The organism is Geodermatophilus sp. URMC 62 (assembly GCF_052931475.1).
In genome coordinates this window covers 470,263-490,042 of sequence record NZ_JBRFHY010000001.1, presented here as the reverse complement: position 1 = coordinate 490,042, position 19,780 = coordinate 470,263, and the positions used below count along the sequence as shown (strand labels likewise).

Genomic DNA, 19,780 nt, shown 5'->3' with positions numbered 1-19,780 from the left:
GACCGACCTCCCGGGGCGGCGGGCACCCCTCTCGCTGTGAAAGGCCGTTCCGCCATGGCCAAGGCCCTCTTCGGTTCCGTCGTATCCGGCGCGGAGCTCCGCGCCCTCGAGGAGAACGCGGTGCTGCGAGCCCGGGTCCGGCGCCTGGAGCGGGAGCTCGAGGAGCTGCGCACCCAGCGCGAGGCCGCCATCGCCCACGAGCTGCTCAGCCTGGCCGGCGACAACGCCGAGCCCGCCCTCGCCTGAACGTGAACTCCCGGCCCCGTCCGGAGGCTCACCCTGAGCTTGCGAAGGGTGAGAGGGACGGGGTCCTTCGACCGTGCACCTCTCGAGCCTGACGCTCAAGGGCTTCAAGTCCTTCGCGTCCCCGACGACGCTCCGGCTCGAGCCCGGCATCACCGCCGTCGTCGGCCCCAACGGCTCGGGCAAGTCCAACGTCGTCGACGCCATCGCCTGGGTCCTGGGGGAACAGGGCGCCAAGAGCCTGCGCGGCGGCAAGATGGAGGACGTCATCTTCGCCGGCACCGCCGGCCGCGCCCCGCTGGGCCGGGCCGAGGTGACGCTGACCATCGACAACGCCGACGGCGCCCTCCCGATCGACTACACCGAGGTCTCGGTCACCCGCCGCATGTACCGCTCCGGTGAGAGCGAGTACGAGATCAACGGCGACAAGGTGCGCCTGCTCGACGTCCAGGAGCTGCTCAGCGACGCCGGCATCGGCCGCGAGATGCACGTCATCGTCGGCCAGGGCCAGCTCGACGCCGTCCTGTCCGGCCGCCCGGAGGACCGCCGCGCCTTCGTCGAGGAGGCCGCCGGCGTCCTCAAGCACCGCAGGCGCAAGGAGAAGGCGCTCCGCAAGCTCGACGCGATGCAGGCCAACCTCGACCGGCTGGCCGACCTCACCGCGGAGCTGCGCCGCCAGCTCAAGCCGCTGGGCCGGCAGGCCGAGGTCGCCCGCCGCGCGGCGGGCGTGCAGGCCGACCTGCGCGACGCCCGGCTGCGGCTGCTCGCCGACGACCTCGTCGGCCTGCGCGACGCCCTGGACAAGGACGTCGCCGACGAGACCGCCGCCCGCGCGCGCCGCGCCGTCGTGGAGGCCGAGCTGGCCGAGGTGTCGCGGCGCGAGAGCGCGCTGGAGGCGGCCCTGGCCGCCGACGCCCCGCGCCTGGGCGCCGCGCAGGACACCTGGTACCGGCTCTCGGCGCTCACCGAGCGGTTCCGCGGCGTCGCCCAGCTGGCCGCCGAGCGGCACCGCCACCTCTCGGCAGCCGGTCCCGCGACGACCGCCGGCCGCGATCCCGACCAGCTCGAGGCCGAGGCCGACCGGGTCGCGGCCACCGAGGCCGAGCTCGCCTCCGGGCTGGAGGCCGAGCGCGGCCGGCTGGCCGCCGCCGTCGCCACCCGGGCCGGGCTGGAGGAGGAGCTGGCCGCCGAGGAGCGCGCCTGGGTGGCCGCCACCCGCGCGCTCGCCGACCGGCGCGAGGGCCTGGCCCGCCTCTCGGGCAAGGTCGCCGCCGGCCGCTCGCGCGCCGCCGCCGGCAGCGCCGAGGCCGAGCGGCTCGCGCAGGCCGCCGCCGAGGCCGCCGAGCGGGCCGAGGCCGCGCAGGCCCGCCTCGGCGAGCGGCGCGCCACGGTCGCCGACGCCGACGACGAGGACGTCGCGCTGGTCACCGCCCACACCGACGCCGTCGCCGCGCACACCGCCGCCGCCCGCGCCGTCACCGAGCTCGCCGACGCCGAGCGGGCCGCCGAGCGCGACCGGGCCTCGTGGTCGGCCCGCCGCGACGCGCTCGCGCTCGGGCTCGCCCCCGCCGACGGCGCCGCCGCCGTCCTCTCCGCCGGTCTGCCCGGCGTGCTGGGGCCGGTGACCGAGCGGATCACCGTCGCGCCCGGCGCGGAGGTGCCGCTGGCCGCGGCGCTGGGCGGGCTGGCCGAGGCCGTCGTCGTCGCCGGGGTGGCCGAGGCCGCGGCCGCGCTGGCGCACCTGCGCGAGACCGACCGCGGCCGGGCGGGGCTGCTGGTCACCGGCGGGCTCCCCGCGCTGCCGCGGGAGGGCTGGCCGGCGCTGCCCGCGGGCCAGCGGTGGGCGCTGGACCTCCTCGAGGTCCCCGAGGAGCTGCGCCCGGCACTGGCCCGGGCGCTCGACCGGGTCGCCGTCGTCCCGACTCTCGACGACGCCGCCACGCTGGTGGCCACCCACCCCCGGGTGCGTGCGGTGACCGCCGACGGTGACCTCGTGGGCGCCGACTGGGCCACCGGTGGCTCGGCGAACACCCCGTCGGGCCTGGAGGTGCGCGCCCGCGTCGACGAGGCCGAGCGGGAGCTGGCCGCCGCCGCCGAGCGCGCCGCCGACCTCGCCGACCGGCTGGCCGCCGCCCGCGAGGCGGCCCGCGCCCGCTCCGCCGACGTCGATGCCGCGCTGGCCGCCCGGCAGGTCGCCGACCGCAGCCGGTCGAAGCTGGCCGCGGAGCTGGCCGAGCTGGGTGCCGCGGCCCGGTCGGCCGCCGCGGAGGCCGAGCGCACCACGGCCGCGCGGCGGCGGGCCGAGCGGGCGCTGGAGGAGTCGGCGGCCGGCCTGGCCGAGCTGGAGGCGCGGCTGGCCGAGGCCGAGGCGGCGCCGGTCGAGGAGGAGCCCTCGTCCGAGCAGCGCGACCGCCTGCGGCTGGAGGCCGCCGCCGCCCGGCAGGCCGAGACCGAGGCCCGGCTGGCGGTCCGCACCGCCGAGGAGCGCGCCCGGGCGCTGTCCGGCCGCGCCGACGCCCTGCGCCGCCAGGCCCGGCAGGAGCGGGCCGTCCGCGAGCGGGCCGCCGCCGCCCGGCTGGCCCGCCGCCGCGGCGCCGAGGTCGCCGCCCGCGTGCGGGCCGGGGCCGAGGAGGCGCTCACCGCACTGGCGACCTCGCTGGGCCGCGCCGCCGCCGAGCGCGACGAGCTGGCCCGCCGGCGCACCGCTCGCGAGGCCGAGCTGCTCGAGGTCCGCACCCGGGTCCGCGCGGCGACCGCCGAGCTCGAGCGGCTCACCGACGAGGTGCACCGCGACGAGGTGGCCCGGGCCGAGCAGCGGCTGCGCATCGAGGCGCTGGAGGAGCGGGCCGCCGAGGAGTTCGGTGTCGACCTGCCCACCCTGGTCGCCGAGTACGGGCCGGCCGCGCCCGTCCCGCCGACGCCGGCGCAGCTGGCCGCCGCGGAGGCCGCAGGGGAGCCCGAGCCGGCGCCGGTGCCCTACGAGCGCGCCGTCCAGGAGCGCCGGGCCGCCCAGGCCGAGCGCGACCTGACCACGCTGGGCAAGGTCAACCCGCTCGCGCTGGAGGAGTTCGCGGCGCTGGAGGAGCGGCACGGCTTCCTGGCCACCCAGCTCGAGGACCTCAAGGCCACCCGGCGCGACCTGCTCACCGTCGTCCGCGAGGTCGACGGGCGCATCCACGACGTCTTCGCCGCCGCGTTCGCCGACGTCGCCCGCGAGTTCGAGGGCGTGTTCGCCACGCTGTTCCCCGGCGGCCAGGGGCGGCTGGTGCTCACCGACCCCGAGGACATGCTCACCACCGGCGTGGAGATCGAGGCGCGCCCGCCGGGCAAGAAGGTCAAGCGGCTGTCGCTGCTGTCCGGTGGCGAGCGCTCGCTGACCGCCGTCGCCCTGCTGGTGGCGATCTTCCGCGCCCGCCCCTCGCCGTTCTACGTGCTCGACGAGGTCGAGGCCGCCCTCGACGACGTCAACCTCGGCCGGCTGCTCACCCTGGTCGAGCAGCTGCGGTCGACGTCGCAGCTGATCGTCATCACCCACCAGAAGCGGACGATGGAGATCGCCGACGCGCTCTACGGCGTGAGCATGCGCGGCGACGGCATCACCGGCGTCATCAGCCAGCGCCTCAGGGAGCCCGACCCCGCGCCCGTCTGAGCAAGGACCCCCTCCTCCCCACCCCTCGCAGGCTCGGGGCGGTGTCCTGGAGGGGGCCTATACGCCGGAGGGGACGAGCAGGTCGACCGCCAGCGGCAGGTGGTCCGACGCGCCCGCGCCGTCGAGCACCCGGGCGCCGGCCACCGCGATGCCGGAGGTCACCCACACCTGGTCGATGCGCACGTGCGGTGACCGCGCCGGGTGGGTCAGACCCGCCTCGCGCTGCCAGAACCGCCAGCGGGCCTGGTCGTCGCGCTCGCCGGCCAGCTCCCACGCGTCGGTGAACCCCTCGCGCAGCGGCGCCAGCTCGGGGGCGTCGGGGCCGGCGTTGAGGTCGCCGGCGACCACGCCGGTCGCCATCGGCTCGGTGTGCAGGTCCCGCAGCAGGGCGGCCTGCGCGGCCCGCTCGACCTCCGACCGCGTGGACAGGTGGGTGGTGGTCACCCACAGCGCGCCGCCGTCGAGCTCGACGAGGGTGCGCAGCGCGCTGCGCGGCTCGCCGCCGCCGGGCAGCGGGTGGACGTCGCTGACCAGGATCGGCAGCCGGGACAGCAGCGCGTTGCCGTACTGACGGCGGGGCGCGTCCCCGGGCCGCGGCTCGTCGATGGCCGGGCCCCAGGCCAGCTGCATGTCCAGCGCCCGCGACAGCAGCACCGCCTGGTCGACGTCCTCGCTGCGGTCGCCGAAGTGGCTGTCGACCTCCTGCAGGCAGATGACGTCGGCGTCGGCGGCGGCGAGCACCTTCGCCAGCCGGGGGAGGTCGTGCCGGCGGTCGCCGCCCACCGCGTGGTGGGTGTTGAAGGTGACCAGCCGGACCGGGATGGGCGGCTGGTCGGGGCCGGGCGCGGGCCGCGGGGCGAGGGCGTCGGTCACGCCCGCGAGCCTGTCACCCGGCCGGGGCCGTCGCAGCGGGCACCGGGTCGGTCAGCGGGTCGGCGAGCGGCAGGTCGAGCACCTCCCGCAGGCCGTCGTCGCCGTCGGGCCGGCGGTCGCTCACGTGCAGCACGAACCGCGCCGACCGGCCCTCCAGCACCAGCTCGCCCACCTGGTTGCCGAAGTACGGCCCGGCCGCCTTGGCCCAGTCGACCGAGGGCGGCCGGACCCGGGCCAGGCGCGCGATCGTCCCGGTGAACCGGCGGGCCCAGCGGCTCCAGCCGATGCGGAAGCCGACCCGGATCGGGTGCGGCGCCTGGTTGTGCAGCGGGGAGACGGTGAGCTGGTGGACCCGGGTGGCCAGGTCGCCGGGGGAGACCACCTCGGCGGCGTAGGCGTGGTGGACGTCGCCGGAGAGGACCACGGCCGTCGCCGGCGCCCGGCCGTGCTCGCCGCGGGCCACGGCCACCAGCGCGGCGGCCAGCCGGTCGAAGGAGTGCCCGAACGCGGCCCAGTGCTCGAGGTCGGCGGCCTGGCGCAGCGCCTCGGCCAGCCGGCCCAGCGGGCGGCCCTCGTGCCGGACGGCCAGCGCCTCGTCCCACCGCTCGATCGAGTCGATGGCGTGGGGGAGCAGCCAGGGCAGCGACGTCCCCACCAGCAGGTGCTCGACGCCGTCCTCGACCGCCTGGCGCATCGCCGCCTCGACCCAGGCGAACTCCTCGTCGTCGACCATCCGGCGGGCCTGCTCGTCGAGCACCCGGCCGGCCCGGCTGTCGACCACGAGCAGCCGCGCCTGCCCCCAGTGGCGGACGTAGCTCCAGCGCACCGAGCGCGGCTCCCGGTCGGCGGTGACGGCCATCCCGCGCAGCACCGGCTCGGCGTCGGCGCCCTCGGGCAGCGCCCGCACCGCCTGCCAGGTCGTGTTCGCGGCCAGCTCCTGGGGGCTCAGGTTGCCCAGGTGCTGGTAGACCCAGTAGCTGACCAGCCCGCCGGCGATCCGCTCGTCCCACCAGTCGGTGGCCGTGATCTTCCGGCGCCAGGCCGCGGAGGTGTTCCAGTCGTCGATCATCTCGTGGTCGTCGAACACCATCGACGACGGGATCGTCGACAGCAGCCACCGCACCTGCGGGTCGGTCCAGGACTCCGTGTAGAGGCGGGTGTACTCCTCGAACCCGCGCACCTGGCCGTCCTCGGGCACCGGCTCGCCCCGGCGCCGGCGCAGCCAGGAGCGGGTCACCGCGGCCAGCTCGTCGGCGTAGACCTGGTCGCCGAGCAGCACGAGCGCGTCGGGCCACTCGTCCTCGGGCAGGGCGGCCACGCGCTCGGCGTAGCCGTCGAGCGCGTCGGGCGGGATGCCCTCGGTGACGTCGACGGTGGTGGGGGCGGCGTAGCGGCAGGAGCCGAAGGCCAGCCGGAAGGGGCCGGGCCGGCCGGGCGTGCGGATCCGGCTCGGCGGGAAGGGAGAGGACTCCTCCGGCCACACCCGGGCGCCGTCGAGGCGGACCTCGTAGGGCGTCGCGCTGCCCGGTTCGAGGTCCTCGACCAGGACGAGGGCGTAGTGGTGGCCGCCGACGCGGAAGGTCCGTGCGGTCCGGCCGAGCACCTCGACCTCGCAGGGGCGGTCGGTCTCCACCCAGACGGTCGCCGACACCGGGTCGACGTGGCGCAGGAGCGGACCGATCAGGAGCGTGGGGGCATCCCCGGCGGGCGGTGGCATGGCGCCCAGCCTGTCCCACCGACCCCGGTTCCGCCCAGACCCGGCGCAGCGGGGACTGGGAGACTGGCCGGCATGGAGTTCGTGCTGATCGCGATCGCGATCGTCCTGGTGGCCCTGGTCGCGGGGGTGAGCCTCCTCGTCGGCCGCGGCCGGCGCACCACCCGGCTCGACGACGACGCCGCCGCGGGCACGACGCTGACCCGGCCGCGCCCACCGGCCGCCCCGCCGACGGCTCCTCCGACCGACCGGCCGGCCGGTGCCACCGCCTCGGGGCAGGGCCTGGCGCCCGCCGAGCCCGACGCGGTCTCGCCGGATGCGCCGCCGGAGGTCGTGCTCCCGCCGGCCGAGCCCGAGCCGGACCTCGTCTTCGAGACGCCGCCGCCCTCGACCGGCCGGCTGGTCCGGCTGCGCTCGCGGCTGGCCCGCTCGCAGTCCTCGCTGGGCCGCGGCCTGCTCACCGTCCTGGCCCGCGAGCGGCTGACCGAGGACGACTGGGAGGAGGTCGAGGAGACCCTGCTGGCCGCCGACGTCGGCGTCGCGGCCACCCAGCAGATCGTCGACCGCCTGCGCACCCAGTCGATGGTGCTGGCCACCGCCTCGCCGGCGGACCTGCGCGCGCTGCTGGTGCGCGAGCTGACCGCCGTCCTGGGCGCCGACCTCGACCGCACCCTGGGCACCGACCGCCGCGAGGGCCGGCCCGGCGTCGTGCTGGTCGTGGGCGTCAACGGCGCCGGCAAGACCACGACGGTCGGCAAGATCGCCCGCGTGCTCGTCGGCGACGGCAGGAGCGTCGTGCTCGGTGCCGCCGACACCTTCCGCGCCGCGGCCGCCGACCAGCTCGAGACGTGGGGTGAGCGGGTCGGCGTGCTCACCGTGCGCGGCCGCGAGGGCGCCGACCCGGCGTCGGTGGCCTTCGAGGCGGCCCGCACCGGCGTGGAGGCCGAGGTCGACACCGTCGTCGTCGACACCGCCGGGCGGCTGCACACCAAGTCGGGCCTGATGGACGAGCTCGGGAAGATCAAGCGCGTCGTGGAGAAGGTCAGCCCGGTCACCGAGGTGCTGCTCGTGCTCGACGCGACCACCGGCCAGAACGGCATCGTGCAGGCGCGGGTGTTCACCTCCGCCGTCGACGTCACCGGCGTCGTGCTCACCAAGCTCGACGGCACCGCCAAGGGCGGCATCGTCGTCTCCGTGCAGCGCGAGCTCGGCATCCCGGTCAAGCTGATCGGCCTCGGTGAGGGGGCCGACGACCTGGCGCCGTTCGAGCCCGAGGTCTTCGCCGAGGGACTGGTCGGCGGCGCGGACTGAAGAAGGGCCTCTCTGCCCCCCGCCACTCGCACGCTCGCGGCGGGCCCCTGCAGGGAGGCCCGCGTCAGGAGGCGTCGGCGGACCAGCGCTGCTCGATGCGGCCGAACCGCCACACCGCGACGGCCACCGCCCAGGTGAGCACGAACAGCCCGACGATCGCGAAGCCGACGTACTCGAGGTCCAGCGAGGCCAGCCACACCAGCGGCGCCGCCTGCAGCTGCAGCCGCTCCACGAGCAGCCCGACGAGCACCAGCGTGCCCACGACCAGCGCGACGGTCACCGACAGCACCGTGATCGTCAGGTTGTAGAAGACCTTGCGCACCGGCTTGAGGAACGCCCAGCCGTAGGCGCGGGTCATCAGGACGCCGTCGGCGGCGTCGAACAGGCTCATCCCGGCGGCGAAGAGCACCGGCAGGACGAGGATCGCGTACCAGGGCAGCACGAACGCCGCCGAGCCGGCCGCGAGCACGAGCAGCGCCACCTGGGTGGCGGTGTCGAAGCCCAGGCCCATGAGCAGGCCGACGGGGTAGAGGTGCCAGGGCCGGCTCACCCGGCGGGTCACCCGGCCGAGCAGCCGGGCGAGGAACCCGCGGTTGTGCAGGTGGTGCTCGAGCTCGGACTCGTCGTACTCACCCGAGCGCATCCGCCGGAAGACGCGGGCGATGCCCACCGCCGAGCTGAGGTTCATCAGCCCGATGAGCAGCAGGAAGGTGCCCGCCACCAGGGTGCCGACGAGGCCCAGGGCCTGGCCGACGGAGCTGTCGTCGGACTGCACGACGCCGGCGACCGAGCGCACCCCGGCCACGAGCAGCAGGCTCGCCGCGAACACGACCGAGGAGTGGCCCAGGGAGAACCAGAAGCCGGTGCTCACCGACGGCGTGCCCTCGGCGACCAGCTTGCGGGTGGTGTTGTCGATCGAGGCGATGTGGTCGGCGTCGAAGGCGTGCCGGACGCCGAGCATGTAGGCGGTCAGGCCGACGCCGACCCCCAGCACGCCGGTGCTGCCCAGCTGGTACTCGGCGGGCGCGACGGCGAACACCAGCACGCCCCACCCGACGACGTGCAGCAGCAGGACGAACGCGGCCATGCCGCCGATCGAGCGCCACTCGCGGGGGCTGAACGAGCCGCCCGCGCGGGCCCGGCGCGCCGGGAGACCGGGCCGGGCGGACACCGCGGGGACGCTCACGCTGCCTCCAGGGACGTCGGGACGGACGCGGCGACCTTATTGCACACGACTTGCAACTGCACTCCAGTCGCACTGGCAGGTCCGCCACCCGTCCGGTGGGGCGGTGGCTGTCGGGGGGGGGCGCGCAACACGGCCGACACACGCCACGCGACACGCGACGGGGAGTTCACCGTCCGGAAACGGGCCGATGCCGGCCCCGGAAACACCGGCCCGGCACGGTGAACGCCGCACAGCCCACCCCCGACCGGTCTGCTGCCGGAGGTGGGCGCACCCGAGACACACCCCGGGCGCGTCCTCGCGACCGGGGCCGTCCTGTGGCCCCGCCACACCACACGGTCAGGAGGTTGCCGTGGACACCGGCGACACCGCCTGGGTCCTGGTCAGCGCCGCGCTGGTGCTGTTCATGACCCCTGGTCTGGCGCTCTTCTACGGCGGCATGGTCCGCGCGAAGAGCGTCCTCAACATGATGATGATGAGCTTCGGGGCACTCGCGCTGATCAGCGTGCTCTGGGTGCTCTACGGCTACTCGACGGCCTTCGGCGACGACGTCGGCGGCGGGCTGCTGGGCAACCCGTTCGAGTTCTTCGGCCTGTCCTCGCTCATCGGAACGGCCGGCCTGGACGGGGCCTTCGCCCCCGACAACCTGGTCTTCACCATCCCCTCGCTGGCCTTCGTCGCCTTCCAGGGCGTCTTCGCCATCCTCACCGTCGCCCTGATCTCCGGCGCCATCGCCGACCGCGCCCGCTTCGGCCCGTGGATGGTCTTCGCCGGCGTCTGGGCCACCCTCGTCTACTTCCCGGTCGCCCACTGGGTGTTCGCGTTCGACGGCGCGGAGTCCGAGACCGGCGGGTGGATCGCCAACGACCTGCTGGCCATCGACTTCGCCGGCGGCACCGCGGTGCACGTCAACGCCGGTGCCGCGGGCCTGGCGCTCGCCCTGGTGCTCGGCAAGCGGCGCGGCTTCGGCCGCGACCCCATGCGGCCGCACAACCTGCCGCTGGTGATGATCGGCGCGGGCATCCTGTGGTTCGGCTGGATCGGCTTCAACGCCGGCTCCGCGCTGGCCGCCAACGGCCAGGCCGCGGAGGTCTTCGTCACCACGCTGGCCGCCACCGGGGCCGCGACCCTCGGCTGGCTGCTCACCGAGAAGCTGCGCGACGGGCACGCCACCTCACTCGGTGCGGCCTCCGGCGTCGTCGCCGGGCTGGTGGCCATCACCCCGGCCTGCTCCTCGGTGACGCCGCTCGGCGCGCTCGCCGTCGGCCTGGTCGCCGGCGTGCTGTGCGCCCTGGCCGTCGGCCTGAAGTACCGGCTGGGCTACGACGACTCCCTCGACGTCGTCGGCGTCCACCTCGTCGGCGGCCTGTGGGGCACCGTCGCCGTCGGCCTGTTCGCCTCTGCCGCCACCACCGCCGGCGTCGACGGGCTGTTCTACGGCGGCGGGGTCGACCAGCTGTGGCGGCAGGCCCTCGGCGCCCTGACCGTCCTGGTCTACTCCTTCGTCCTGACGCTGGTCATCGGCTCCGTCATCGCCAAGGTCATGCGCTTCCGCGTCTCCGAGGAGGACGAGGTCGCCGGGATCGACGGCGTCGTCCACGCCGAGACCGGGTACGACCTGGTCTCCCTCGGCGGTGGCGGCGGCTCGGCCCTGACGGCCGCCGGCCAGGCCCGCGCCGAGGCCCGCAGCACGAACCCCGCCACTGAGAGGAGCCGGGTGTGAAGCTCGTCACCGCGATCGTCAAGCCCTTCAAGCTCGACGACGTCAAGAACGCCCTCGAGCTGATCGGCATCACCGGGCTGACGGTCAGCGAGGTCCAGGGCTTCGGCCGCCAGCGCGGCCACACCGAGGTCTACCGCGGCGCGGAGTACCAGGTGGACTTCGTGCCCAAGGTCCGCATCGAGGTCGTCGTCGGCGAGGTCGACGCCGCCCGCGTGGTGGACGCCGTCGTCGAGTCGGCCTCCACCGGCCAGATCGGCGACGGGAAGGTCTGGGTCACCACGATCGACGAGATCGTGCGGGTGCGGACCGGCGAGCGCGGCGAGGACGCGCTCTAGTCGAAGGACCCCGTCCTCCCCACCGCTCGCAGGCTCGCGGCGAGCCTCTGGACGGGGCCGGTCGGGATGGGGCCGGCGGCCGGGGTGGTGGGCTCCCACCGCCCCGGCCGACGCCGTCGCACACGCCACACCGAGGGGGGACCGTGCCGGACCTGGGGTCGCTGCCCGACCTGCCCCGCGCCGAGCGGGTGCGGGTCCTCGACGCCTGGCTGGGCGGCCTGCTGGCCGACGCCGTCGCCGGGACGCCGCCACCGCGGCAGCGCCGCGGCGGGCCGCCGCCGCGCACCGGCACCGACGGCGTCGCGCTGGTCGCCGTCGGCAGCCTCGGCCGGCGCGAGCCCCCGCCGCACGGCGACCTCGACCTCGTGCTGGTGCACGACGGCCGGCCCGAGGTCGCCGCCCTCGCCGACGCCGTCTGGTACCCGATCTGGGACGCCGGCGTGCGGCTGGACCACTCGGTCCGCACGGTCGCCGAGGCGGTCGCGGTCGCCTCCACCGACGTCAAGGCCGGTCTCGGGCTGCTCGACGCCCGGCTGGTCGCCGGCGACGCCGCCCTCGCCACGGCGCTGCGCACCGCCACCCTGGCCAGCTGGCGTCAGTCGGCGGCCCGGCTGCTGCCACAGCTGCGCGACCTGCGCCGCACCCGCGCCCGGCAGGTCGGCGAGCTGGCCTTCCTCCTCGAGCCCGACCTCAAGGAGGCCTACGGCGGCCTGCGCGAGGGCCAGGTGCTGCGCGCGGTGGCCGCCGCCCAGCTCGTCGACGAGCCCTCCGCCGAGCTGGGGGAGGTCTACGCCTTCCTGCTCGACGTCCGCGACGAGCTGCGCCGCCGCACGGGCAGGGCCGGGGACGTCCTGGTCCGCCAGGAGCAGCGCCCGGTCGCCGCCGCCCTCGGCCTGGCCGACGAGGACCAGCTGCTGCGCGAGGTCAGCCTCGCCGGCCGGCGGCTGGCCTTCGTCGCCGACGACGCCTGGCGCCGGGTCGAGGCGGCGCTGGTCCGCCGCCCGCGCGCCCGCCACCGGCGGGTGCGGCGCGAGCCGCTGGCCGAGGGGGTGGTGCGCCAGGGCGACGAGGTCGTGCTCGCCCGCGACGCCCGCCCGGCCACCGACCCGGGCCTGGTGCTGCGCGGGGCCGCCGCCGCCGCGCGCGCGGACCTGCTGCTGTCGCCCTACACGCTGCGGGTGCTCGCCGTGCACTCGCCGCCGGTGCCCGAGCCGTGGCCCGCGGAGGTCCGCTGGTGGTTCCTGCGGCTGCTGGCCAGCGGCCGCGCGGCGGTGCCGGTCCTCGAGCAGCTCGACCAGGAGGGGCTGCTCGCGCGGTTCCTGCCGGAGTGGGACCGCGTCCGCTCGCTGCCGCAGCGCCACCCGTGGCACCGCTTCACCGTCGACCGGCACCTGGTGGAGGCGGCGGCCGCCGCCGCAGAGCTCACCCACGACGTCGACCGTCCCGACCTGCTCCTCGTCGCGGCGCTGCTGCACGACGTCGGCAAGGGCTGGCCCGGGGACCACAGCGTGGCCGGGGAGCCGGTGGCCGCCGCGGTGGCCGCCCGCATGGGCTTCTCCGACGCCGACGTCGCCACGGTCGGCACCCTGGTGCGCCACCACCTGCTGCTGCCCGACACCGCCACCCGCCGCGACATCGACGACCCCGCGACCATCGACCGCGTCGCCACGACCATCGGGGAGGACCCGCAGGTGCTGCAGCTGCTGCACGCGCTGGCCCAGGCCGACGGCGCCGCGACCAGCGCCTCGGCCTGGTCGCCGTGGAAGGCGCACCTGGTGGCGCACCTGGTGGCCCGCGTGCAGGCCCGGCTGGGCGCGCCGGTCACGGCCGCGGACCCCGAGCCCGACCCGGTGCTGCACCCCACCGAGCCGACCGTCTCGCAGGGCGAGGCGGCGGGGGCGGTCACCGTGGGCGTGGAGGACGTCGCCGACGGCCAGCAGGTCACCATCGGCGCGCCCGACCGGGCCGGGCTGTTCAGCGGGCTGGCCGGGGTGCTCGCGCTCAACCAGCTCGACGTGCGGGCGGCCAAGGTCAACGTGGTGGGCGGCCGGGCGACGGCGGTGTTCGCCGTCCGCCCACGGTTCGGCCGCGCGCCGCAGCCGACGATCCTGGCCGACGCCGTCCGCGCCGCGCTGGAGGGCACGCTCCCGCTGGCCGAGCGGCTGCGGCAGCGCGAGGCCGACTACCGGCAGGGCGACGGGCGCGCGGGGACGCCGCGGGTCTCCTGGCACGACTCGGAGGTCAGCGGGGAGGCGACCAGCATCGTCGAGGTGCGCGCGGCCGACCGGGCGGGGCTGCTGTACCGGCTCACCGCCGCGCTGGCCGCCGAGGGGCTCGACGTCACCAGCGCCCGGATCGAGACCCTGGGCGCCGACGCCGCCGACTACTTCTACGTGTGCAACCCGGCCGGCCGCCCCATCGACGCCGGGCAGCGGGCGCGGGTGGAGGCCGCGCTGGTCGCGGCCACCCGCGGCGCGGTGCCCGACCCGCCCGTGCCCGACCCGGTCGCCGCCGGGGCGGGGGACACTCCGGGCTGAGCTCCGCGGGACTGTCGGTGGTGCGTGCGACGGTCGCAGGCGAGCGGGGACGCGACGGTCCCGGCGCGACCGGCGAGGAGGAGACCTGGTGAGTGCCCAGCAGCACTGGCCCTGCCCGACCTGCGGTGAGGACCGGGCGTTCGAGCAGCCCCCGTGCGTCGACGGCCACACCGACGACGGCGCCGAGTGCCCCGAGTGGGTGTGCACCGACTGCGGCACCGCGTTCTTCCTCGGCGGCCTGGAGGCCGTCGTCGGCGCGGTGGCCGCCGCGCGCGACCACCGCGCGGCCTAGCAGCGCGCACGGCGGGGGCGTGCCGGCCGCGGTCGATACCCTGGGGTCAGGTGGCGCGGCCCGTCCGGGCCCGTGAACGCGCCCGTGACTGCTGAGGACTGCTCGTGTTCGAGACACTCTCCGACCGCCTCGACAAGGTCTTCACCGGCCTGCGCGGCAAGGGCCGGCTGACCGACGCCGACATCGACGCCACGGCCCGCGAGATCCGCATCGCGCTGCTCGAGGCCGACGTCGCGCTGCCGGCGGTGCGGGCCTTCATCAACGCCGTCAAGGAGCGGGCGCGCGGGGCGGAGGTCTCCCAGGCGCTCAACCCCGCGCAGCAGGTCATCAAGATCGTCAACGAGGAGCTCATCGAGATCCTCGGCGGCGAGACGCGCCGGCTGCGCTTCGCCAAGCAGTCGCCGACGGTGGTCATGCTCGCCGGCCTGCAGGGCTCCGGTAAGACCACGCTCGCCGGCAAGCTCGGCCGCTGGCTCAAGTCCCAGGGGCACACCCCGCTGCTGGTGGCCTGCGACCTGCAGCGGCCCAACGCGGTCAACCAGCTGTCGATCGTCGCGCAGCAGGCCGGCGTCGACGTCTACGCGCCCGAGCCGGGCAACGGCGTCGGCGACCCGATCCGCGTCGCCGCCGCCTCGATCGAGCACGCCCGCCGCACGCAGCACGACGTCGTCGTCGTCGACACCGCCGGCCGGCTGGGCATCGACGCCGAGCTGATGGCGCAGGCCGCGGGCATCCGCGACGCCGTCTCGCCCGACGAGACGCTGTTCGTCGTCGACGCGATGATCGGCCAGGACGCCGTCACCACCGCCGAGGCCTTCCGCGACGGCGTGGGCTTCTCCGGCGTCGTGCTCACCAAGCTCGACGGCGACGCCCGCGGTGGTGCCGCGCTCTCGGTCCGGTACGTGACCGGGCAGCCGATCATGTTCGCCTCCACCGGCGAGAAGCTCACCGACTTCGACGTCTTCCACCCCGAGCGGATGGCCTCGCGCATCCTCGGCATGGGCGACGTGCTCACCCTCATCGAGCAGGCCGAGCAGGCATTCGACGCCGACCAGGCCGAGAAGATGGCCGGCAAGCTCGCCAGCCGCGAGGGCTTCACGCTCGAGGACTTCCTCGAGCAGATGACGGCCATCCGCAAGATGGGCCCGATCGCCAACCTGCTCGGCATGCTGCCCGGCGCCGGGGCGATGAAGGAGCAGCTCAAGCAGGTCGACGACCGCGACCTGGACCGCACCGCGGCGATCATCCAGTCGATGACGCCCGGGGAGCGGGTCAACAGCAAGATCATCAACGCCTCCCGCCGCGTGCGCATCGCCAACGGCTCGGGCGTGACCGTCACCGAGGTCAACCAGCTGCTCGAGCGCTTCGCCCAGGCCCAGAAGATGATGGGCCAGATGGCCGGCAGCATGGGCATGCCCGGCATGGGCCCCATGTCGAAGAAGGCCCGCGGCCGCCAGATGCAGGCCCAGTCCAAGAAGGGCAAGGGCAAGAAGGGCGGCGTCAAGGGGAAGGGCGGGCCGGCGCGGCGCCCCGTCGGTGCGCCGGGGATGCCGCCGGGCACCGGCTTCCCCGGGGGCGGCATGCCCGGTGCCGGCATGCCGCAGCTGCCGCCGGGCCTGGCCGGACAGGGGCTGCCCGACCTCACCAAGTTGGACTTCGACAAGTTCAAGGACGAGCGGCCGGGCCGGTGAGCGACCCGCGGCTGCCCGACCTGCACCTGTCCGGCGTCGTCCTCCCCGAGGGGGAGCACCGCGATCTGTGGGTGCGCGACGGGCGGATCACCTCCGAGCCGGTGCCCGGCGCGGAGACGGTGAGCCGCGGCGGCTGGCTGCTGCCCGGTCTGGTCGACGCGCACTGCCACGTCGGCATCGGCCGCGGTGGGGTGCACGTCGAGGACCTCGCGGGCCTGCGCGAGCAGGCGCTGGCCGAGCGCGCCGCCGGGGTGCTGGCCCTGCGCGACTGCGGCTCGCCGGTGGACACCCGCGCGCTCGACGACGAGCCCGACCTGCCGCGGATCGTGCGGGCCGGCCGGCACATCGCCCGCACCCGCCGCTACCTGCCGGGCCTGGGCGTCGAGCTCGAGCCCGAGGACCTCGTCGCGGAGGTGCGCGTGCAGGCCCGCCGCGGCGACGGCTGGGTCAAGCTCGTCGGCGACTGGATCGACCGCGGCGTGGGCGACCTCGCGCCCGAGTGGCCGGCCGACGTCCTGGCCGCGGCGATGGCGGCGGCGCACGAGGAGGGTGCCCGGGTCACGGCGCACACCTTCGGCCCCGACGCGCTGCCCGACCTGATCCGCGCCGGCATCGACTGCATCGAGCACGGCACCGGGCTGACCGAGGACCTCCTCGGCGAGATGGCCGCGCGGGGCACCGCGGTGGTCCCGACGCTGGTCAACGTGGAGAACTTCCCGGACTTCGCCGCCGCGGGGGAGAAGCGGTTCCCCACCTACGCGAGCACCATGCGGCGGCTGTACGCGACCTCCGGCGCCGTCGTCCGCGCCGCGTACGAGGCCGGGGTGCCGGTGTTCGCCGGGACCGACGCGGGCGGTGGCATCGACCACGGGCGCATCGCCGACGAGGTGCGGGCGCTGTGCGAGGCCGGCATCCCGGCCGAGGCGGCGCTGGCCGCGGCGTCGTGGGCGGCGCGCGAGTGGCTGGGCCTGCCCGGCATCGAGGAGGGGGCACCGGCCGACGTCGTCGTCTACGACGCCGACCCGCGTGCCGACCTCGCCACCCTGACCCGCCCGGTGCTCACCGTCCTGCGCGGCCGCGTCGTCTGAGGCCCCGCGCCACGATCAGGTGACCTGATCGTGGCGTGTCCTCCCTCACGGTGGGCGGTGCGGGAGGACGCGCTGCGGCGAGGGAGGACGGCGGCCCGGCGAAACCGGCGGGCGCGGCCTGGGAGACTCCTCCCGTGCTCCTTCGCATGTCCACGTTGTTCCTGCGCACGCTGCGCGACGACCCGGCCGACGCCGAGGTCCCCAGCCACCGCCTGCTGGTGCGGGCCGGCTACATCCGGCGGGCGGCCCCCGGCGGCTTCACCTGGCTGCCGCTGGGCTACCGGGTGTTCCGCAACGTCGAGCGCGTCGTCCGCGAGGAGATGGACGCGATGGGCGCGCAGGAGGTGCACTTCCCGGCGCTGCTGCCGCGCGAGCCCTACGAGGCCACCGGCCGCTGGACCGAGTACGGTCCCAACCTCTTCCGGCTGCAGGACCGCCGCGGCGCCGACTACCTGCTCGGCCCCACCCACGAGGAGATGTTCACCCTCCTGGTGAAGGACCTGTACTCGTCGTACAAGGACCTCCCGCTGGCCCTGTACCAGATCCAGACCAAGTACCGGGACGAGGCGCGGCCCCGCGCCGGGCTGTTCCGGGGCCGCGAGTTCACGATGAAGGACAGCTACTCCTTCGACGTCGACGACGCCGGCCTGGACAAGAGCTACGCCGCCCACCGCGACGCCTACATCCGCATCTTCGACCGGCTGGGCCTGGACTACGTCATCGTCTCGGCCATGTCGGGCGCCATGGGCGGGTCCAGGAGCGAGGAGTTCCTGCACCCGACCGAGGTCGGCGAGGACACCTTCGTCCGCTCGGCCGGGGGCTACGCGGCCAACGTCGAAGCGGTCAGCACCGTCGTCCCCGCGTCGATCCCGCTCGACGGGCTGCCCGCGGCGCACGTCGAGGACACCCCCGACACCCCCACCATCGACACGCTCGTCGCCGTCGCACGGGAGCTGTTCCCCGACGCCGGCTACACCGCGGCGCACACGCTGAAGAACGTCGTCGTTACGCTGGTGCACCCCGACGGCTCCCGCGAGCCGCTGGTGGTCGGCGTCCCCGGCGACCGCGAGGTCGACACCAAGCGGCTGGAGGCCCAGGTCGCGCCGGCCGAGGTCGAGGCGTTCACCGACTTCGAGGGCCACCCCGCGCTGGTCAAGGGCTACATCGGCCCGGAGGTCCTCGGCACCGACAGCGCGTCGGGCATCCGCTTCCTGGTCGACCCGCGCGTGGTGCCCGGCACCCGGTGGATCACCGGAGCCAACCAGCCCGGCAAGCACGTGTTCGACCTGGTCGCGGGCCGCGACTTCGCCTGGGACGGCGTCATCGAGGCCGCCGAGGTGCTGCCCGGCGACCCCGCCCCCGACGGCTCCGGCCCGCTGGAGCTGGCCCGCGGCGTGGAGATGGGCCACATCTTCCAGCTGGGCCGCAAGTACGCCGAGGCGCTCGGTCTCCAGGTGCTCGACGAGAACGGCAAGCTCGTCACGGTGACGATGGGCTCCTACGGCATCGGCGTCTCCCGGGCCGTGGCCGCCATCGCCGAGTCCACGCACGACGAGCTGGGCCTGGTCTGGCCGCGCGAGGTCGCGCCGGCCGACGTGCACGTCGTCGCCACCGGCAAGGACGCCGCCGTCTTCGAGGCCGCCGAGCAGCTGTCCGGGGAGCTCGTCGACGCCGGCCTCACCGTGCTCTACGACGACCGGCCCAAGGTGAGCCCCGGGGTGAAGTTCAAGGACGCCGAGCTGCTCGGCATGCCGACGATCGTCACCGTCGGCCGCGGGCTGGCCCAGGGCGTCGTCGAGCTGCGCGACCGCGCGACGGGGGAGCGCGAGGAGGTGCCGGTGGCCGACGCCGCGGCCGCGGTCCTGGCTCAGGTGCGGTCGGCGACCAGCTCGACCTCGTAGCCGTCGGCGTCCTCGAGGTAGGCCGCCCGGTGCTCCGGACCGCCGGCGAAGGGGTGGCGGTCGGCGAACAGCAGCCGCCAGCCGTGCGCCGGCGCCGCGGCCACCAGCCCGTCGAGGGCGGCGGCGTCCCCGGCGTGGAACGCCAGGTGGTTGAGGCCCGGGCGCGTGCGCTCGTGGGTGCCGGCGCTGAGCGCGGGGGACTGCTCGACGACGACGTAGACCCCGCCGAGCCGCCACGACCGCCCGTGCTCCCACGACCGGTACGGCGCCGCGCCCAGGGCCGTGAGCAGCCAGCCCCACGAGCGCTCGGCGCGGGCGAGGTCGGGCACCCACAGCTCCACGTGGTGCAGCAGTCCCCGGCTGGTCACCGCACGCCTCCCCGCGTCTGGCATCATGGTCGGTCGAACACGGCGGTGCGCGGCCCTCTCACCGACGCCGGCCGTGTCCCTGGCTCCGCCCCGGCGTAACCCCACGCGTCCGTCCGGCGAGCACCGTCAGACAGCGTTCGAGGAGAATCCGAGCCACCGTGGCCACCAAGATCAAGCTCATGCGCCTGGGCAAGATGCGCGCCCCGTACTACCGCATCGTCGTCGCCGACGCCCGCACCAAGCGGGACGGTCGCTCGATCGAGACGATCGGCAAGTACCACCCGAAGGAGGACCCCTCCTTCATCGAGGTCGACAGTGAGCGCGCGCAGTACTGGCTGGGCGTCGGCGCGCAGCCGACCGAGGCCGTCGCCGCCATCCTCCGGGTCACCGGTGACTGGCAGAAGTTCAAGGGCGAGCCGGCGCCGCCGCCCATGAAGGTCGCCGCCCCCAAGCCCGACCGCAAGGCCCTCTACGAGGAGCTCGTGCGCAACAACGGCGACGAGCCCGCCGCCGGCGCCACCACGCCCAAGAAGAAGGCCGCCCCCAAGGCCGACGACGCGGCGGGCACCGACGCCGCCGAGACGCCCGCCGAGTAAGACGTGCTCGAAGAGGCGCTCGAGCACCTGGTCAAGGGCATCGTCGACCACCCCCGCGACGTCACCGTGGACCTGGTCGGTGGTCGCCGCGGCAAGACCCTCGAGGTCCGGGTGCACCCCGACGACCTCGGCAAGGTGATCGGCCGTGGCGGGCGCACCGCCAAGGCCCTGCGCACGGTGATGACCGGTGTGGGCGGCCGTGGCGTGCGGGTCGACGTCGTCGACACCGACGGGCGCTGAGCCCCGCCGTCCCTTGGACGCCTCGACCCCACCGGA

16 protein-coding genes are annotated in these 19,780 nt (G+C 75.8%); 12 read left to right on the top strand and 4 right to left on the bottom strand.

The window, feature by feature from the left end; genetic code table 11:
• The first annotated feature begins 54 nt into the window (after window positions 1-54).
• Window positions 55-246 carry a hypothetical protein gene (locus ACU616_RS02305; protein ID WP_446756876.1) on the top strand — a complete coding sequence of 64 codons (192 nt, stop codon included), beginning with the start codon at window positions 55-57 and terminating at the stop codon, window positions 244-246.
• Between the two features lie 73 nt (window positions 247-319).
• On the top strand, window positions 320-3,892 hold the full coding sequence (gene smc, locus ACU616_RS02300) for a chromosome segregation protein SMC (protein ID WP_446756875.1): 3,573 nt from the start codon (window positions 320-322) through the stop codon (window positions 3,890-3,892).
• A gap of 57 nt (window positions 3,893-3,949) precedes the next feature.
• On the opposite strand, the gene ACU616_RS02295 is transcribed toward smc, so the two are convergent.
• Both ACU616_RS02295 and ACU616_RS02290 read right to left on the bottom strand, forming a co-directional pair.
• Entirely contained in the window at window positions 3,950-4,765 is an 816-nt protein-coding gene (locus tag ACU616_RS02295) for an endonuclease/exonuclease/phosphatase family protein (protein ID WP_446756874.1), read from the bottom strand.
• Window positions 4,766-4,778: 13 nt separating this feature from the next.
• The gene (locus tag ACU616_RS02290) at window positions 4,779-6,482 is read right to left on the bottom strand and encodes an alkaline phosphatase D family protein (protein ID WP_446756873.1); all 1,704 of its coding nucleotides are present in this window, start codon (window positions 6,480-6,482) and stop codon (window positions 4,779-4,781) included.
• A 72-nt stretch (window positions 6,483-6,554) separates the two neighbouring features.
• Between ACU616_RS02290 and ftsY the strand changes: the two genes are divergently transcribed.
• Window positions 6,555-7,790, top strand: a complete 1,236-nt coding sequence (ftsY, locus tag ACU616_RS02285) for a signal recognition particle-docking protein FtsY (protein ID WP_446756872.1) — start codon at window positions 6,555-6,557, stop codon at window positions 7,788-7,790.
• Between the two features lie 64 nt (window positions 7,791-7,854).
• Here ftsY and ACU616_RS02280 read toward each other — a convergent pair whose 3' ends face one another.
• Window positions 7,855-8,976: a HoxN/HupN/NixA family nickel/cobalt transporter gene (locus ACU616_RS02280; RefSeq protein ID WP_446756871.1), complete on the bottom strand. Its 1,122-nt coding sequence runs from the start codon at window positions 8,974-8,976 to the stop codon at window positions 7,855-7,857.
• Window positions 8,977-9,325: 349 nt separating this feature from the next.
• Here ACU616_RS02280 and ACU616_RS02275 point away from each other — a divergent pair, with 349 nt between their 5' ends.
• The 7 genes from ACU616_RS02275 (at window position 9,326) to ACU616_RS02245 (ending at window position 18,540) form a co-directional block, all read left to right on the top strand.
• On the top strand, window positions 9,326-10,696 hold the full coding sequence (locus ACU616_RS02275; RefSeq protein ID WP_446756870.1) for an ammonium transporter: 1,371 nt from the start codon (window positions 9,326-9,328) through the stop codon (window positions 10,694-10,696).
• Window positions 10,693-11,031, top strand: coding sequence for a P-II family nitrogen regulator (locus tag ACU616_RS02270; RefSeq protein ID WP_446756869.1), 339 nt, complete (start codon window positions 10,693-10,695; stop codon window positions 11,029-11,031). The genes ACU616_RS02275 and ACU616_RS02270 overlap by 4 nt, the downstream gene beginning before the upstream one ends.
• A 143-nt stretch (window positions 11,032-11,174) precedes the next feature.
• A complete protein-coding gene (locus ACU616_RS02265; RefSeq protein WP_446756868.1) occupies window positions 11,175-13,568 on the top strand; it encodes a [protein-PII] uridylyltransferase in 2,394 nt (797 codons plus the stop codon).
• Between the two features lie 88 nt (window positions 13,569-13,656).
• On the top strand, window positions 13,657-13,860 hold the full coding sequence (locus tag ACU616_RS02260) for a hypothetical protein (RefSeq protein ID WP_446756867.1): 204 nt from the start codon (window positions 13,657-13,659) through the stop codon (window positions 13,858-13,860).
• 104 nt (window positions 13,861-13,964) lie between these two features.
• Complete coding sequence (gene ffh / locus ACU616_RS02255; RefSeq protein ID WP_446756866.1) at window positions 13,965-15,551, top strand: signal recognition particle protein; 1,587 nt, start codon at window positions 13,965-13,967, stop codon at window positions 15,549-15,551.
• On the top strand, window positions 15,548-16,639 hold the full coding sequence (locus ACU616_RS02250) for an amidohydrolase family protein (protein ID WP_446756865.1): 1,092 nt from the start codon (window positions 15,548-15,550) through the stop codon (window positions 16,637-16,639). Before ffh ends, ACU616_RS02250 begins: the two co-directional genes overlap by 4 nt.
• Window positions 16,640-16,785: 146 nt before the next feature.
• The gene (locus ACU616_RS02245; RefSeq protein ID WP_446756864.1) at window positions 16,786-18,540 is read left to right on the top strand and encodes a proline--tRNA ligase; all 1,755 of its coding nucleotides are present in this window, start codon (window positions 16,786-16,788) and stop codon (window positions 18,538-18,540) included.
• Here the strand turns inward: ACU616_RS02245 and ACU616_RS02240 are convergent.
• A complete protein-coding gene (locus ACU616_RS02240) occupies window positions 18,507-18,908 on the bottom strand; it encodes a VOC family protein (protein WP_446756863.1) in 402 nt (133 codons plus the stop codon). The genes ACU616_RS02245 and ACU616_RS02240 overlap by 34 nt on opposite strands.
• A 158-nt stretch (window positions 18,909-19,066) precedes the next feature.
• Here ACU616_RS02240 and rpsP point away from each other — a divergent pair, with 158 nt between their 5' ends.
• A complete protein-coding gene (rpsP, locus tag ACU616_RS02235; RefSeq protein ID WP_446756862.1) occupies window positions 19,067-19,504 on the top strand; it encodes a 30S ribosomal protein S16 in 438 nt (145 codons plus the stop codon).
• Window positions 19,505-19,507: 3 nt separating this feature from the next.
• Window positions 19,508-19,744, top strand: coding sequence for an RNA-binding protein (locus ACU616_RS02230; protein WP_446756861.1), 237 nt, complete (start codon window positions 19,508-19,510; stop codon window positions 19,742-19,744).
• Window positions 19,745-19,780: the final 36 nt, after the last annotated feature.